The 17,136-nt window shown below is 38.8% G+C and carries 10 protein-coding genes; 1 reads left to right on the plus strand and 9 read right to left on the minus strand.

Going from position 1 to position 17,136, the window contains the following annotated elements; all coding sequences use genetic code 11:
- On the plus strand, nucleotides 1-434 hold a 434-nt coding region (locus tag B2X72_RS02655; RefSeq protein WP_286848209.1), incomplete at its 5' end, for a transposase.
- A gap of 622 nt (nucleotides 435-1,056) precedes the next feature.
- Here the strand turns inward: B2X72_RS02655 and B2X72_RS02660 are convergent.
- The 9 genes from B2X72_RS02660 to B2X72_RS02700 all read right to left on the minus strand — a co-directional run.
- On the minus strand, nucleotides 1,057-3,006 hold the full coding sequence (locus B2X72_RS02660) for a leucine-rich repeat domain-containing protein (protein WP_070566775.1): 1,950 nt from the start codon (nucleotides 3,004-3,006) through the stop codon (nucleotides 1,057-1,059).
- A gap of 5 nt (nucleotides 3,007-3,011) precedes the next feature.
- Entirely contained in the window at nucleotides 3,012-3,350 is a 339-nt protein-coding gene (locus tag B2X72_RS02665) for a hypothetical protein (RefSeq protein ID WP_070566777.1), read from the minus strand.
- 40 nt (nucleotides 3,351-3,390) lie between these two features.
- Complete coding sequence (locus B2X72_RS02670; protein WP_286848210.1) at nucleotides 3,391-4,950, minus strand: hypothetical protein; 1,560 nt, start codon at nucleotides 4,948-4,950, stop codon at nucleotides 3,391-3,393.
- Entirely contained in the window at nucleotides 4,937-6,388 is a 1,452-nt protein-coding gene (locus B2X72_RS02675) for a hypothetical protein (RefSeq protein WP_070566781.1), read from the minus strand. Before B2X72_RS02675 ends, B2X72_RS02670 begins: the two co-directional genes overlap by 14 nt.
- 207 nt (nucleotides 6,389-6,595) lie before the next feature.
- Nucleotides 6,596-9,127, minus strand: coding sequence for a glycoside hydrolase family 2 TIM barrel-domain containing protein (locus tag B2X72_RS02680; protein ID WP_083295985.1), 2,532 nt, complete (start codon nucleotides 9,125-9,127; stop codon nucleotides 6,596-6,598).
- 127 nt (nucleotides 9,128-9,254) lie between these two features.
- The gene (locus B2X72_RS02685; protein WP_070566783.1) at nucleotides 9,255-10,757 is read right to left on the minus strand and encodes an alpha-L-fucosidase; all 1,503 of its coding nucleotides are present in this window, start codon (nucleotides 10,755-10,757) and stop codon (nucleotides 9,255-9,257) included.
- Between the two features lie 85 nt (nucleotides 10,758-10,842).
- A complete protein-coding gene (locus tag B2X72_RS02690; protein ID WP_083295986.1) occupies nucleotides 10,843-12,834 on the minus strand; it encodes a RagB/SusD family nutrient uptake outer membrane protein in 1,992 nt (663 codons plus the stop codon).
- Nucleotides 12,835-12,844: 10 nt separating this feature from the next.
- Entirely contained in the window at nucleotides 12,845-16,351 is a 3,507-nt protein-coding gene (locus B2X72_RS02695; RefSeq protein WP_070566785.1) for a TonB-dependent receptor, read from the minus strand.
- An 85-nt stretch (nucleotides 16,352-16,436) separates the two neighbouring features.
- The coding region (locus B2X72_RS02700) for a FecR family protein (RefSeq protein ID WP_286848211.1) at nucleotides 16,437-17,136 on the minus strand (700 nt) is incomplete at its 5' end.

Raw genomic sequence — 17,136 nt, forward strand, 5'->3', positions numbered from 1 at the left:
TCACCGATACAGAAGGCCTGGTTCTGGGCGTGGTAACCACTCCAGCAAATGTAAATGAAATTGCCAATCTTCAACAGGTAATATCTTCGGCTGACCTTCCAAAGGGCATCCATATCTATGCTGACAAGGGATATCGTTCCTCTAAAAATGAGGAATTGATCAAATCAGGAAAGCTAAAAAGCAGGATCTTGCATAAGGCAAAGAAAGGAACAGCGTTAACCGAAAGAGAGAAGTTAAGAAACAAACTGATCGGCAAGATCAGGTTCAAAGTTGAACGGACCTTCGGGAGCATCCGGCGATGGTTCAACTCAAGCTGTGCAAGGTATAAGGGGATCGCCAAAATGCATACACAAAATCTAATGGAAGCCATGGCGTACAATCTTTACAGATCACCTGGGATACTTGTGTCCAATGCAATAAAAAACACAAATTAAGCAGTTGAAAAGGCCTCAAAAAGAGGATTTTTCAAGAAAACGCAACTAGATTTCCGAATCCAAATCGGAAAAAACTGCAAAAAAAAGCAAAAATAACCGATCAGAAAATATCAACATTATTTTGCAACGGTCTTAAGTTATTATAGGAAATTAAAGGGGAAAGATCCCGATGTAAAATCGCAGCTAGAGTATTATAAAAAGTACTGGACTCCATAAAACTTTTCAATAATACTAATCGTATTACCAATTTTATTTTTAACAGTTTTTGGGCTTTGTGTGAATTTTGATGGCCTAGTACCGTTTGTTTTTCCGGTTATTACAATTCTTTTTTTTCTCGCATTCGCTATCCTTATAATACTTCCAAAAAAAAGGATGATCATGCGGTCAGCTCCTTTATCATTTTATTCTATTCTTTTGGAATTTACCCAAAATTGATCGTCCGAAAAGAAATTTTTGAAACTTCATTAAGCTTGAATAGTATTACGTTATACCCCTTTGTTTCCGTCCAAAAATATTCTGTAAACATTCATCTGGAGCATCCTGTGCTATCGGACTTTATGTTTACTTCCTGTGGGCCATGCCTTAAAAATTAACATATTTACAGGCAATCATGATCCGCTTATCAGTAATAAAATACAAGACCATCTCTTTTCGCAGTGATTTCCTTTAATTGATCATAGTCCATATTCAAACATTGATATAGCGTAAAAATCACACCTGAGCGCATGGAATAAATTTCATCGGGAAGTCGACCCAAATTTGTACCGTTCAAAATAACGTTATTCACGGCCTTCAAAGCACAAATCTCTACAGGAAATTTCTTGAGCTTGCTATAATTGAAATCCAGTTTTAGCAGACCGTCCAATTGTCCAAAACTGCTTGGAAAATCAGTAATCGAAGATGCCCTTGCATTGATTTCCTTCAGGCTCTTAAGTTTTCCGAATGTTTCCGGTAGAGTTGTCAGTCTACTATTCTCCATATTCAGATAGGATAAACTACTTAATCCGCCGAACTCATCTGGAAGCTTCTCTACAGAAGGGGATAGCCAAAGATCTTCTAATTTTTTAAGGTTACCTATCGAAGCCGGTAAAGTTTTAAAATTACCGCCCACTAACCAGAATCTAAGATTAGACAAGTTCCCAATATTATCAGGAATAGATTGCAAGCTTTCTCCTTGAATCCAAAGTTGTTTTAAGCTCTTGAGGTTACCAAAAGATTGTGGCAGTTGCTGAAGCCTACTTTCTCCGTAAATTTCAAGCGTGTCCAACTTAGTCAAATTATCGATATCCGAAGGCAAGGTAACTGGTGATGATCCCGGATAAACAAAACTAAAACGTGCAAACCTCAAATTACGGCATTGACTCAAACTTGATGGGATATAAGCCTGTTGCGCGAGAACTTCCGTAGACACCAGTTTGGTCAAGTTTCCAAAATCTGAAGGAAGCTGGGTAACAAAGCAATCGAGGTGTTTTAAATTGACCAGTTTACCCAACGTGCCGTTGAAGTCTACATCGCCGACATACCGCATAATAAGGGTTTCGAGCGACTTTAAATTTCCAAAAGTTTTTGGCAATACCACGGTATATCCCAAATCGGGGGTTCGCATCGGTGTCAGGTGAAATGATTTCAGTTTGGTCAGATTGCCAAAATTATCAGGAATAGTAAGATAATAGCCAACTCTGTCTAGACTAAGTTCTTCAAGGGCAAGATAATGATCGCCAAAAATAGTCGGAACATCTTTCAATGAAGATCCACCTAAAATAAGCTTCCTTAGATATTTAAATGCCTTAAGCGCAGGAAAAGAGCCCGGGTCATTAAAACGATGTGCTATACCTGAAGCCTGCATATTCATTTCAATAATATGTCCATCCTTATCTTCAACAACACGCCCACCGCGCCCCATTTGCAATTCATTTAATGCCTCGTCTTCTTGATATTCGCCAGTCTGTACCTTTTTGGTAAACTGATAATTTTTCCCAGCATAAGTCATCGTATAGGTAACTTGATAGCTGGTATTGGAATAACCATGCAATTCAATGGTTGGATTTTCTTCTACCGGTCTGGCCCAACCATCGTGGTATGTGCTATGTAGATGACCATAAGCTTTATCGAAAGACCATTTACCTTTATATTTCGGATCCACGGCAAAGTGAAGTATCGTCTTAAAGGATGAAGGTGTGTTTTCTTTAATATCGATATGTAACTCGGGTATTTTAACATCGACTGTGGCCGTATTACTATTACCGCTACCTTTTACCGTCCAGGTAAGGATATATTCCTCTCCAGGCACTCCCCTAAAAAACGAATTAGGGTTATTAGGGTCGTCGATTTTCACATAATCTTCCACTACAGTTCCTTTTGTTATACTCCATGTACCTGTTTCCCCTTTTTGTAAGGCGCTACCCTTTAGCTGGACGGTGAATTCGTCATATAGTTCAGTGGGCTCGGCCTTAGGTTCATATACTGTTTTCAGTACATCCTGGTATTCCTTCTTTGAACAGGCTACAAATAAAAAGCTTTCAAAAAAAACACAAAGAAATGAACACCAAAATAATGTAGACTTATTATACATGGATATTAAGGTTGAGTTGTAAAATTAAATATTGCTGAACGTACTGAATTCCCGTTGCTGTCGTTAACAATCAGTTGATAATAGTATTTTTTCGATTTTTCTAAAGGGGAAAAGAACACACTATACTTATTGTTATTTTGACTCACGGCATTGTAGATTTTTCCTCCGGTCTGTTTGTACATAACAGCAAGATCATCGTGTACATATACTTCAACTTTACTATATGGATACGAAGCAAGTGTAAAAGACAGTATGTACTGGCCTTTATCTAAAGTAACTTTATTTTGAATATCTGCAAAAGCATCTATTTCGTTATATACGGTTTCCTTTTTGCAGGAGCTCATAAGGACTAATAAAACTCCTATAAACCAGCATATACAGTTGTTATTGGATAGACATTTCATAAATTGAGCCTTCTAAAAAGTTAATATCAGCATTGAGGTAATACTTGTCTTTATAAGTGAACATTCCGCCAAAATACATATGATTTCCATTAATACTTAAATAGATAGGACTTAGCGTGTTTTTTACTATGTTGTACATCATAAAATTATTGACGTCCAATGCCAGTAATATATCACCATTAAAATTTATGGCACCTACTGGCGCATAAGGATAGGTTTGATTTGTTGTTCCGACACGATATAATTCTGTAAGTTTAAATGTGTTCGCGTCAACAGCATATATCGTTAAGGTATACCCGATATTGAAACCTTGGTCAAATACATTTGAAACTCCAAGTGCATATAATCTGCCTTTAACTGAGACAAAGCATTCACTGGAAAAATTAGTATCGAAAGTGGCGATCTCCTCAAATTTATCTTTTGTCGGGTTATATTTGGCGACAATATTCTTTATTCCACGAGAATTCACTGTAAGTGTATACGTTTGGTAGACCGCATTATTGTGCACAAAGATACTATGATTACTATAACCGTGCGATTCTTTAAGTTGGGGCCGGCTAAAATAGTACTTTGAAAATTCGCGTTTTTCAATGTCAAAAGCTTGACAAAACAACTCATAACCATTGAAAAGGTCCGGCTCTAGCGAAGGCAAAATATGGCTAACTGGAAGTGCAAGAAAAAATATTTGATTTCCAATGGATACGGACTTTGGCGGAATAACCCCCATCGTATCGGGAATATGAGCAATATTCTGCAACCGGCTCGTTTCAGGATCAAAATGTGAAACAGAATTGTTCCAAAAATAATAGATTTGGTCATTGCAGATCGAAGGATAATTAGTTCTCCAGTTCGTCTTTTTCAGTCCTATGGCCAATGTATTTCCCTTATAAATAAAATCAATAGCCTGACCAATGATCTCTTTCTCTTTATAAATCACGCGCAACATATAATTTCCGTCTCGATACGGATAATAACCCGTTAGACTGATCTGATAGGTTCCATTTTTCGTTGCAATGGGATAGTTCATGTGAAGCGTGTCCATTCCAAATAGAAATTTAATATCTCTCAGATTAATATTATTAAGATTCTTCCCTTCAACCACAGTCCTAAACTGGCCCCTTTCATCATACTCTGCCTCTGTATTTGGCCAAAAGAGCGTAAAATCTTCTGGGAATGGAGCAGTTGTGGTTATTTCAGTTTTACGCTCAGATTCTATTGTGTTGCCATTATACTCGATGTAAGGCACCAAAATATAAGTAGATTCGGAATCCAGTTCATTCAATGTGAGTCGAAACATATCGCCTTCACGAACAGCTTCAACACTTTTTCCTTGACTGGGATTATCTTTTTTATAGTACCTGACGCCCGATTTTGTATATCCTAGACTGGAAATCTGATAGGTCATTGAAATTTCTTTATCCCGGACACTAGTGATGGCCTCATTAATAATCCTTGGAAAAACCTCATTTTTTTCAGTTTTACAGGCCGACATAAGAAAAACAAGCCCCAGTAGACAAAGGTATTTGTTAAAGTTGCCCATTTGATTTTGTTTTAATATAAATGAAATTCAAATTTTCATAGGACCAGGTTTGTATATAATAGAAAAACAGGTTGTATGAATTATCGACATTCTGGGTCATATTTTTAAACATATGCATCTCCAAATTAGGATATTGTAAAGTCGATAAGAGCTTCAGATCACTGTCATACTTATTTATAGTACCATAAGTGGATATTCCACCACCTTCTTGCTGTCCATAGACCACAATATTGTTATCATTATCAAAAAAAGCTCCTGCTGGCTTTAAATTGACGTACTCACCCAATTTTGCCTTGACATTGCCATTCTTATCAAATTTGACATACCTTAACGAATAGGAATAGAAGTCAAAACCCCAGAGATAAAAAATATCATTTTTATCTTTCAGTAAAATAGGCATATGGTATTGACGTTCGTAATCGCCAGGAAGCTTTCCATCAAACTCAAAAGTAGCCAGCACATTACCGTCCCGATCTGTTTTTTGCACCTTAATTTTTGATGCTTCAGAATCAAGCAAACTATAATAGATCTGTTGCGCATTGTCTAACTGAATTGAAGAAATGCCAACGGAGCTATTTTTACGTTTCCAAACAACTTTAAAGTCGCTGGTAGTAACCTTTAACAGCTCTCCCCCACCTGTACCCATGATCATGTTATGTGACGCGTCAAACTGAACTGATGAAACGTAATCATTCGGAGACAAATCTATCGAAACGGGCTTCTCCAGTTTCAGTTTACCATTCGTCTGATCAATGACATAAATATCGTGTTTAACAATAATGAAAGCTTCATCTTGCTTAGAAGGCAACACTACATGTGGTGGTAAATCATAATAATTTAGATCCTGGATCAAGCGATACCATATAATCTGGCCTTTATTATTTGTACGATATACAATCAGTTTAAAATTTGTTTCTCCCCCCTCATGCTGCAAAAATGTACAGATTAAATGTCCACCATCTTCCAGAAGACGGATGCTATTATTGCCCGTTATACGTGATTGCGTATGAATTTTGTATTCAACATAAGTACTTCCGTTAGTTGTGCTGCCTCCAACAGTTCTTGCATCTATGCTTTGTTCTTGTGTTATTCCCGTTTGGGAACTCGCAATTACACGGATCTTATAATTTGTATCGCCAAGCAAATTAATTAAGCTGTATTTTGTTATACTAAGATCCTTCGCTACAAGCTTATTATCGACATATATCGCATAGGATACTGGCTTAAAATGCGAACTGTTCACCTTATCCCAAGATAACTCTATTAAATCTTTGTTTGCAGCACTTACAACAAGATTCAAAGGATTTAATATTTCTGCCTGATCAATATATTCATCGGTTTTGCTCGCAATATTCTCCTTCTTGGAACATCCTCCAATTAATAAAATTAGAATTAAGAAAAATAGCTGAGCACAATGGTAAAAAATAGCTCTTTTCATAAAATGAAGTTACTCACCAAAGATATTAAAAAGGTTGTATCAAAAGCATTTTTTTAAACATAATTAATTGATGCATTAATTAGGCCAAATAATTCTCTACAATATTTAATAGACCTTTATGAGATTATCGTGCCCCACAAGCAAATTCCATCTATACACACACCTATATTATCTGATTGTACAGCATTATAGGATGAAACATATCTTTTACTTCACCGTTAATTTGACGCTTGCTTTCTTCAATCCTTTTCCTTCTACTTCTGCTATAATTTCCCCAACAGAGTCTCTGCTTTCAACAAGAAAAACCAATTGACCATTAAAGCACTTCATGAAAGGCTTCTGAAATGATTCCAAACTTGTTGGATCTCCATTCGCCACAGCCTTAAAAGCCCCCTGCCCTTTTACCTTGAATTTTAATTCTCGGTCTTCGCCTGTCACTATATTCCCCTGTTTATCAACCAGCGTAGCTGTGATAAAAGCAATATCTTTTCCATTTGCTTTCAATTGTTTCCGATCAACGTCTAAACGTACAGTATATAACTTACCTGCCGTCTTTACACTATCTCTTGCAGCTATATTTCCTAAAGAATCATAGGCAACTACCGTAACCGTACCCGGTTCGTATTTAGTATCCATCCACATCAAACGATAGCGCTTTTGACGCATAAAATCATTTTGTGCCTTTTTATCGTTAGAATTTACCAAGGTAACATCAAAATCTTTCTTTTTTACTCCTTGACTTTTTCCATTGATAAAAATTTCCGCTGCAGGGTAATCTGTATAGACAAAAATTGGCGTTTTCTGTCCTTCGCGTCCCTTCCAGTTCCAATGAGGAAGAATATGAAGTGTATGCAATTCCTGGTTCCAATGGCTACGATAAAGATAATATCGATCTTTAGGGATACCGGCAAGATCTACAATACCGAACAAAGAACTATGACTTGGCCAATCTGTATAGTAGGGTGTCGGTTCGCCCAAATAATCGAACCCTGTCCAGACAAATTCACCTATTGCGTAAGGTAGATCGTCATGCTGAATAAAGTTATCTTCAGGCAAATCCGACCAGGAACAATGCTCTACATCATAACTCGAAGCCTGATGGTCGTCATATTTTGCCATCGATTTTCGTTCAACGGGAAATTTATAAACACCTCTAGAACTCAAAGTAGACGCAGTTTCAGTACCAAGAATTAACTGCTGTTGTAACTTTTTATAGGCTTCGGGGTATTTAAATGGACGATAATTAAAGCCTGCAACATCCATCGTTGAGGCAAAGCTACTATTTATAACCGCATCAGGGTTGTCCATCCCCTGGGTAACTGGGCGAGATGGATCCTCACGATGGCAAATATCTTGCAGATATCTCGCGACCTTAGATCCGTCAGGACTTCCTTGTTCGGGTACTTCATTTCCAATACACCACATCACAACGCTTGGATTATTGCGGTAATGCCGTATCAGATTTACAAGATCTTTTTCGGCCCAATCGTTAAAATATTGATTGTACCCATTCTTCATTTTGGGAATTTTCCATTCATCAAAACTTTCCGCCATTAGCATAATACCCATTTCGTCACAGGCTTGCACCAGCTCCGGAGCCGGCATATTATGGGAAGTGCGAATGGCATTAACGCCCATATCTTTCATTATTCGTAACTGCCGCCTAATAGCGGCATCATTCACAGCTGCTCCCAAAGGCCCCAAATCATGATGCAAACACACTCCTTTAAATACGGTCAGCTTTCCATTCAAATAAAACCCTTTATTGGGTACCATAGCAATGCTTCTGATTCCAAATACGGTTTGATATTTATCGATTAATTTGCCGTTCTGATAGAGCTTGCTGACAGCTTTATATAAATTGGGGGATTGCAATTCCCACAATTGTGGTTTCTCAACGAACAATTCCTGTTGCATCTGCTGGATCTGGTAGTTGCCTATCTGATCATTCTTCTTCGCCACGATGCGTCCATGGCTATCGATAAGAATAGTTTCTAAGGAAAGAGAATCTTTCGACAGATCTATACCGGCTAAATCAGTCCGAACCTGAATTCGCGCGAAATCCTTTGTGATCTCAGGCGTCGTAATATAGGTGCCCCAATGTGCAATACTTGTTTTTTCAGTGATCTCCAATCGAACATTTCGATATAATCCTGCGCCAGGGTACCAGCGGGATGACTCAGACTTATTTTCTAATCTTACCGCGACCAAATTTTGACCCGGACTCACATACTCGGAAACGTCAAAATAAAAACTATTATAGCCATAAGGCCAATTGCCGACCTTTTTCCCATTCACAAAAACGACAGCATTGCTCATAGCACCATCAAACTGTAAAACCGTGCGCTTATTTTGAACGTTTTGTGGCAATTCAAATTCTTTACGATACCAGCCAACGCCTACAAACGGAAGTCCACCAGTCCGACCTGCATGTTCCAATGCTTCCTTTTGTCCATCTTGAGCAATAGCCATATGCTGCTTATCATTGTTGGCACTAAATGGGCCATAAATTGCCCAATCATGCGGAACACGAACAGTCTGCCATTCGCTTGTAATCAATCCGATATCAGCGAAGTTTGGCTGATCATGTTTTGTAAATTTCCATCCATCCTCGAGCATGGTTACTATTCGTTCCTGAGCAAATAAAGTATTTGGTCCAATAGATATTATTGCACATAGTATAAATTTCAGTCCTCGGGTTGAAAAAATGGATAAATAAGATTTAGATTCTTTTTGCATCTATAGCATTTTAAGGTTGAGTTTGTTCATAAAAACAAATTGAAGATCCGAAAATACAACTTATGTATAACATAATAAAATTATTCAGATCTTTTGTGATTGGAATTAAAGCTGAAATCATAATGTGCTATTCAAATGCTCCTTTTTCATTGAAATAGAGTCCCAGCTGTTCTATTTGCGGGTTTAGGCGAGATTGTAAAATGTTGATTCTTAATCTCTGGGCACTAACTGTCGGAAAAGTCAATAAACGTTTGTTACCGATAGTAGTTCCTTTCGACACTTCTCTCCAGACTCCATCTTGCCAGATCTCCAAATTAAATCGCTCGACACGTTGCCCTAAAGCGATGGTTTCCTGTAAGGAAAGAACGTTGAACGCGGTTGCTTTAGGTAGGGTATATTCAAAAGTTGCTATGCTGTTTTTTTCATCTTTCGTCGTCCAAAATGGCATTTTTTTCCATTTTTTTAAAACGAGGCCTGCAGTATGGAGTTTAGCTTTGCTTAAAAGATTTTTCGAAAACAATGCTGTGCGCCAGTCATTCCACTTTTTTAAATTTGCAGCATCTACCGAATGAATCAAACCTGCAGTTGTTGGTGGAATATTAAGCAACAAGACACCATTTTTCCCTACCGAATTAAAATAAATATCCATCAACTTACCCGGGCTTTTGACTTTGTTATCCTCTTCCTCGTGATAGAACCATCCCGGGCGTATAGAAACATCAGTTTCCGCTGGGTACCATACCAGCCCTTTTGCCTCTTTGATCCTTTCTCTGCTCCCAAGATCTTTATTACGCATATCTCCGGCCGGTTTAATATTCATCTGCTGTTGCGATCCTGCAGCTATCTGATTTTGTGCTAGATTACTAGCCGGTACAACTGACCATTCTGTGTCCCGTCCATACCCCGTTTCTGTACCGACCCATCTTACATCGGGTCCCATAACTGCGATAACGGCCTCAGGTTGTTTTTCACGTATAACCTGATAATAACGATTCCAATCGTATTCCTGCTTTTTACCGTTAGGTCCCTCTCCGTTAGCACCATCAAACCAAACTTCATCAATCTGACCATATCGGGTCAGTAATTCGCTCAATTGGGCAACAAAAAAATCATTATAAGCTTCTGACCCATAAGAAGCTTCATGTCGATCCCAAGGGGAAAGATATACCCCCAACTTCATATCGTATTTTTTACAGGCCGCAGCAAGTTCGCCAAAAATATCTCCTTTTCCCTTTTTGTAAGGAGAATTTTTAACCGAATAGTCTGTTGTATTCGTTTGCCAGAGGCAGAAGCCATCGTGATGCTTCGCCGTAAGAATCAAAAGTTTGATTCCACCTTCCTTTGCTGTCCTAACCCATTGTTCTGCATCTAATTGCGTCGGATTAAATAATTTTGGATCGTCTTTCCCTTCACCCCATTCCTTATTTGTGAAGGTATTGATCCCAAAATGGAGAAATCCGGTCACTTCCAGCTTTTGCCAATCAAGCTGTCTTTGGGTCGGTATCACGTTGGCAGCTTTGGTTACAATAGCAGATTCTGATTCTCCGGGTTGTAATGCAATCATATTTTGAGCCGAAGCATGAAAAACCGCTGCCAATAACAGTAATGTAATTGTATTAATTTTCTTCATTTGATATTTATCTGACAAAAATAAGATAGCCGGAATAATCTCCGAACTATCTTATCTTCAAAGTTTTCGTAAAGGTTCCGACCAATTATTGATTGGCTCCCTGATTGGCAACTAAAGGCCAATTCGGATTTTGATAAATAATTGAACCAGCTGGGCTACCATCTGTTGAAGTTATGCTCAAATGACTTATGGCTATAGGAGACAAATAGTGGGCACTGGTCCAGCTATAGCCTTTTAGAACAAGATTGTTAGCCGAAAGATTAATCCGATAGGGTCTTAAATATTGACTTTCCTGTGGTGAGGACACATTTGCGGTTTTTCCTGCTGTGCCGGGTACGATTAAAGTCGATACACCTTTATCTTTGTACCAGTCTTGCATAGGCCCCCACAGTCTCATCCCTTCAATAATGTATGGATTGCTTGCCAATTGATCCAACGCCCGCCAACGCCTAAGATCATTAAATCTAAATCCCTCAGCAACTAGTTCTAAACGGCGCTCCCTTCTAATATTATAAAGAAGTTTGTCGGATAGTAACTGCCCAGCAGAATATGCTGCAAAATCACCTTGAGCTTCCTTTTGCATGTCTGTCGCATTTACGGTTGCCATAAAATCTGTATTTACACCTGCTCTTTCTCTGATTTTTGTCCAGTAACTATTCGCTTTTGCATCGATCATTCCCTTTGCAAGATAACTTGCTTCAATATAGTTTAAATAAGCCTCAACAGCACGAAATATAATTGAGCCTGTGGTACCAGTCTGTCCCTCAGCTTGGGCAAAAAGATAACTCATTCCTTTTTTCACGGCATAACCTGTCACGTACCTTGTTTCGGCTAGTCCGATAATATCTGGTCTCGGCTCTGTCTGTACAGCACCTGTCGAAGAAATCTGGTTGGTATAACTCAATTCACCAGGTGCTTTCATAAAGAGCTGTAAGCGATTATCCCGATTTTTTTTGACGAGGCTGATGGAATCGTCGCCTGCATAACCGGAGTTCGAAACATAAATAGGCAGTCCGTTTTTCATCGTAAAATTTTCCACAAGGCCTCTTGAATATCCAGAATTTCCGCCATTACGGTTCATGTAGTGATTTACAGCATGCGTAATTCCTAAAGGCATTGAATAACTCCGCCATAAAAGTACTTCGCTGTAACCATTTAGATTCTCGTCGCCAAACATTTTGAAATAGGGGTTCGAAGATGAATTATAACCATCATCCTTTGTATTTCCGACAAGTTCGACTGCATCGGCTACCTGAGCAGCTGCAGTCATCGACTGTTCTAAGAAATAATTGATCTCATTATCGATATTGATCGAAAAATTTGGGTGCGATTTTGCGCCCGGCCAGCCAGTTCCGCCAGGGACGAAAGCAGTTCCTTTGTGGTATTTTAGCCAAGAGCCTTCAAATAACCCTACACGAGATTTAAAAAGTAAAGCGGCCTTTTTTGAAATACGGTTTTTTCCGTCAGGGGCTACATCGTTCAACAACGTAATTGCCGAATCCAAATCAGAAAGAATAAATCTAACCACCATATTTCTAGGTTGTCGAATGGAAGTAGCCGTCAGCTCCTCCATATTATCTTTGAGTGTATTTTTAACAATCGGAAAATCACCCAGCGCCTGTACTTTATTAAAATATTCATACGCTCTCAAAAAATACGCTTCACCCACATAATGAGTTATATTTGCTGAATTTCCTGTTAACTTACCGCTCTTCCATTTTGGAAGTACCTGTTCGAGAAAATAGTTCAACTGTCTAATCTGAGCAAAATCCCATTCGCCGCCCGAACTCGGCACACGCCATTCTCCCGGAACCCAACGAGTCGAATAACTTGAAGTCACCTGGTTATCGGTACCGTTATCGTTGGCAAATGTGCCAAGCCCCCAGCCAGAATGGGATGGAAAGGCATAACGTCCAACCGTATATGCGGCTAAATCAGCTTCGGTATTTAAATATTCCTGCGGCGTTACATTGGATAAGGGTTCCCTGTCCAGATACTTGTTACAGGAATGCAAAGTGAACAGCACGGTCATCGATAACAACCAAGAAATTGTAGAAAAATAATATGTCGTTTTCATATATATCTAATTAAAAATTCAAGTTAAGGCCAAAAGAATAAGTCGTCGAAAATGGATATGTTTTTCCATCGTTCCATCCTCCTAGTCCAACGGTTTCCGGATCAAAAACCTTAGCCATTTTGGTAAAAGTCAACAAATTCTCACCTGATGCATAAATACGAATTTTGGTAAATCCTATCTTGGCCAATAGCTGTGGAGAAAACGTATATCCAAATTGAGCATTCTTTAAACGTAAATAAGCGGCGCTCTGCAAATATTTAGTTTGTGTTTGCTGATTTTTTGAGGTGTTAAAATAAGGTCTTGGTAAATAGGAATCTTTATTAACACCTAAAACACCGTTCTGTACCATCGTGGAATTCTCATCGCGGTAGAAGTTCATATTCTCAACAAATCCAGCAGACTGCCACATCCCGCCATTCGCCCCCCAAAAATATGGGCCATTGGGCATATAATCGCGTTTTCCAACACCTTGCAAGAAAATCCCTAAATCGAATCCACTATAATTGAAATTTAAATCAAAACTATAACGATAGCGTGGGGCCGAATTTCCTATAATTGCCAGATCCCCTGGGTTCGCCAACGTATTGGCTCCATTATTAACCTGACCGTCCCCGTTGAGATCAGCATACATAATATCCCCAGCTTGCCAGTTTGTCCCGAAAGACTGTTTGGCATTAGCGAGGTGTGCAGCCATTTCTTCTGCGCTCTGTGCTATTCCTAAAGTTTGATATCCCCAGATCTCCCCATTCTTGCGGCCATCGTACCAGGTACTCAACGTACCTGTAGGATTAGGATATTTGGTGACTGTCTGACGGTCGTCGGAAAGGACAGCTCGCGCGCTATAATTCAATTTACCGATATGATCTTTCCAATTTAACTCAATTTCAAAGCCTCTGGAGTTCATCTCGGCATTGTTTAATCGCGGCACAGCTGTACCCAAAATAGCGGGAAGTTCTGGTGCTGGTCCTATCATATCGAATGTATTCCGACGATAGACTTCAAGAGATAAACCTAAACGATTGGAAAGTGCCCGCAGATCCAACCCCACATTCCAGCTTGATACACGCTCCCAGGTCAAAGTTGAGGCAATAAGCCCAGGTGCACTGGCTGTATTTGTTTTTTGTCCATTCAAAAGCCAGGTACCATTAGCTATACTTACTGGCATTGTTGCATAAAAAGGATACCAATTGTCCGTATATTGGTTTCCCAACTCGCCATAGGAACCACGTAACTTAAACATGGAAACATGCTCCTTAATAGGCCAAAATGACTCATTTGCTACATTCCATCCAGCGGAAACTGAGGGGAAGAGATTCCAGCGCAAATCTCTTGGAAAACGTGAAGAGCCGTCGTATCGTCCGTTAGCCTCAAAAAGATACCTATCTTTGTAGCTATAGTTTAATCGTCCAAAAAAACCAGCGGTAGCCCAATGTTGATAGCCCCCAGAAGCCCTTGGATTGGTGGTGGCAGTATTCAATGTCGGTATATTATCTGTGATCAGATCGCTCATGCTTCCATTGAGATCTCTATACTTATTGAGCTCTGAATTGAAACCAGCCAAAATTTTGAAATGATGATCATCGTTGAGGTCAAAGGAATAATCTGAAAAGAAATTTGTACTGAAATATTCGTCTTTGCGATTGTATTCAGACACATTGGTATACCCCGCAGCATTGTATCCTACTGCAAGGAGAAACGGGTTTCCTTTTGCATCATTTGAATAAGCTTTCAAAATTTCGGCATGGTCATTTTGAGTCGTAATGCGGTAATTGACATTTCCTGTTATATTCCAGTTTTTGATTGGCTGATAATGTAATTGTAGCTGCTGATAAAGAAAATCTTTCTGAAATTTTGAACGTCCTCCTTGCTGCAGCTGCAATATTTCACTTGGTTCGGAATAATTTCCATTTGGGTCGTACAAAGGTATCGTAGGCCATCTTCTCGCTATATTATGATAATATAAATCATTCATATGGCTTGCTTTTTCGTAGTCTTCACGTACAAAACGCGTATTGTACATGAGGTCCACCTTATCGCTAATCTTTGCATTGATTTTCGTAGCTATCGAATATCGTTGAAAATTATCATTGGCAAATCTGTTCAAACCATTTTGATCCATGTAATTTGCAGAACTATAAAAATTTAGCTTTTCAGTACCGCCATTCAAACTGAGCGTATGTTCATGGGAAGTTGTAAAGTCCCTATAAAACTCTTTAAACCAGTTTGTATTCCCATTAGATCCCGTATAGTATTGAAATCTGTCACTAGCATTTGGGGTAGTTGTCGTTTCTATTTCTCCTTTCTGATAAGCGTCAATCCGTTCCAATACCTCCTGCGAAAATTTTGCACCCTCACCATCGTTTGCTGCGACTTCATTAAAATAGTAAGCAAATGTTTTGGAATCTAACATCGTTGGTAGCCCTCTTGGCTTGCCCAGTCTTATATTATTGTTATAATTTGCTGTTATCTTCCCCGATTTTCCAGATTTTGTTGTAATGAGGATAACTCCAAAAGGTGCCCTGGAGCCGTAAATAGCAGAAGCTGCTGCATCTTTAAGCACGGTGATATTTTCAATATCCTGAGGATTCAGCGCATTCATATTACCTTCCATCCCATCAATTAAAACCAAAACTGATGAACTCGACCCTACGCCTATCGTCCCCGCACCACGGATATTGACGCTTAGATTTTGATTTAGCTCGCCGCCCAATCCAGTTGTCTGTAAATTCAACCCAGGAATCATGCCCTGCAGCGCCTGTCCAACATTCTGCACAGGTCTTGACTCTAACTCTTTACCATCAAGGGAAGAAACCGCACCAGTCAAATTTGCCTTCTTTTGAGTTCCGTACCCCACTACGACAACTTCTTCCAAGGCTCTATCCTGACTGGCCATTGTCAACAGCATTGGGTTGCGACTAGCGTTTTCACTTAAAGAAGCATACCCCACATAGGAAAAATCCAAAATAGATTTTTCATTTGCTACTTTTAAAGTAAATGTTCCGTCTTCTGCTGTCAATACAGTATTTGAGGTACCTCTTTCTGTCACAGTCACACCCGCAATTGGTTTTCCCGATGCATTCAAAACTGTACCTTTAATCTCTATCTTTTCTAATTTTTGATTTGGGATATTTTTGAAACTATTCCTTTCCTGTGGTTTAACAATAATAGTTTTACCTTCAATCACAAAATCTAGATCCTGCTCCGTGAGCGCTTTTTTCAACACTAACCTCAAATCCAATTTGGAACCAGAATAAGAGATTAATTTTTTGTTTTGCAAAATATCCGAATCATAAATAATCTGATATCCCGTTTGTTTACGTATCTCTTTTAGGACCTCTGATAAGGTTGCATTTTTTAGATTGAGGTTTAATTCTTGTGCCTTGGCTAAGGGAAGGCTTTGGAGAGCTATTAAACCAAGGATAGTACCTATTCTTGACGATCGCTTTAGAAAAGTTAAAGCAGATTGGTCCCGAACAAACCAAAATTTGTTTTTTCTCAGGTGAAATTTTTTATTCATATTTTTAGGCTTTATTGTAAAAGGGGCATTATTCCCATTCTTACAATAAAGAGTCTCCCAAACGCGATTACCCTAAAAAATTTTTTTAAAAAATTAATTCATGACCTTTTAACGTGATGTTCAAATTGCCTGATCTTTTTATGAGATCCAAAATCTCAGAAAACGAGCGATCTCTTTTAAGAAAAAGTGTAAAATTTCGATTGGGAACTTTATTGGGATCAAAATGAATCGGATAAATATTAGCGAGATCTGAGAGAATATAGCGCAAGCTTTTATTTTCGTAATACAAATTACCATCTTTCCACGATGTATAATCTTCGGTTATAGCAGTTGTTTTATCAATAGATCCTTGATCATCCAGCATGGCTCTCTCTCCAGGAACAAGAAACTCATTTTTTCCTGATTTCATACTTCTCAAAGCTATACTTCCTTCTGTTAATACAGTCTGCTCGATCTTTTCACGAGACAAAACATTAAACTTAGTACCTAATACAGCTATCCGCTGTTTCCCTGTCAGAACAGTAAATTCCTGTTTAATACCAGCCTGTTGTCTCTTTGCAACCTCAAAAAAGGCTTCCCCTTTTAAACTTAAAATCCGATTTTTTAAAAAATCACCTTTGTAGCTTAGCTCGGAATTGGAATTAAGAAATACTATAGTTCCATCTTTTAACAAAACCTTATACAATCCACCAACCCCAACGCGCAGAACAACATCATCAAATTCGGAGGTTGATGATTCTGTCGGTTCAATAATCAACATATCTTTCTTTTTACTGACTTTGAAA

This window comes from Sphingobacterium sp. UBA7253, from assembly GCF_002472745.1.
In the GTDB taxonomy this organism is placed as follows: Bacteria; Bacteroidota; Bacteroidia; order Sphingobacteriales; family Sphingobacteriaceae; genus Sphingobacterium; species Sphingobacterium siyangense.

Excerpts from the sequence above, each read along its gene's own strand:
- B2X72_RS02665 (WP_070566777.1), bottom strand. The coding sequence starts at position 3,350 with ATGAGCTCCTGCAAAAAGGAAACCGTATATAACGAAATAGATGCTTTT.
- B2X72_RS02685 (WP_070566783.1), bottom strand. The coding sequence starts at position 10,757 with ATGAAGAAAATTAATACAATTACATTACTGTTATTGGCAGCGGTTTTT.
- B2X72_RS02660 (WP_070566775.1), bottom strand. The coding sequence starts at position 3,006 with ATGTATAATAAGTCTACATTATTTTGGTGTTCATTTCTTTGTGTTTTT.
- B2X72_RS02675 (WP_070566781.1), bottom strand. The coding sequence starts at position 6,388 with ATGAAAAGAGCTATTTTTTACCATTGTGCTCAGCTATTTTTCTTAATT.
- B2X72_RS02670 (WP_286848210.1), bottom strand. The coding sequence starts at position 4,950 with ATGGGCAACTTTAACAAATACCTTTGTCTACTGGGGCTTGTTTTTCTT.
- B2X72_RS02695 (WP_070566785.1), bottom strand. The coding sequence starts at position 16,351 with ATGAATAAAAAATTTCACCTGAGAAAAAACAAATTTTGGTTTGTTCGG.
- B2X72_RS02680 (WP_083295985.1), bottom strand. The coding sequence starts at position 9,127 with ATGCAAAAAGAATCTAAATCTTATTTATCCATTTTTTCAACCCGAGGA.
- B2X72_RS02690 (WP_083295986.1), bottom strand. The coding sequence starts at position 12,834 with ATGAAAACGACATATTATTTTTCTACAATTTCTTGGTTGTTATCGATG.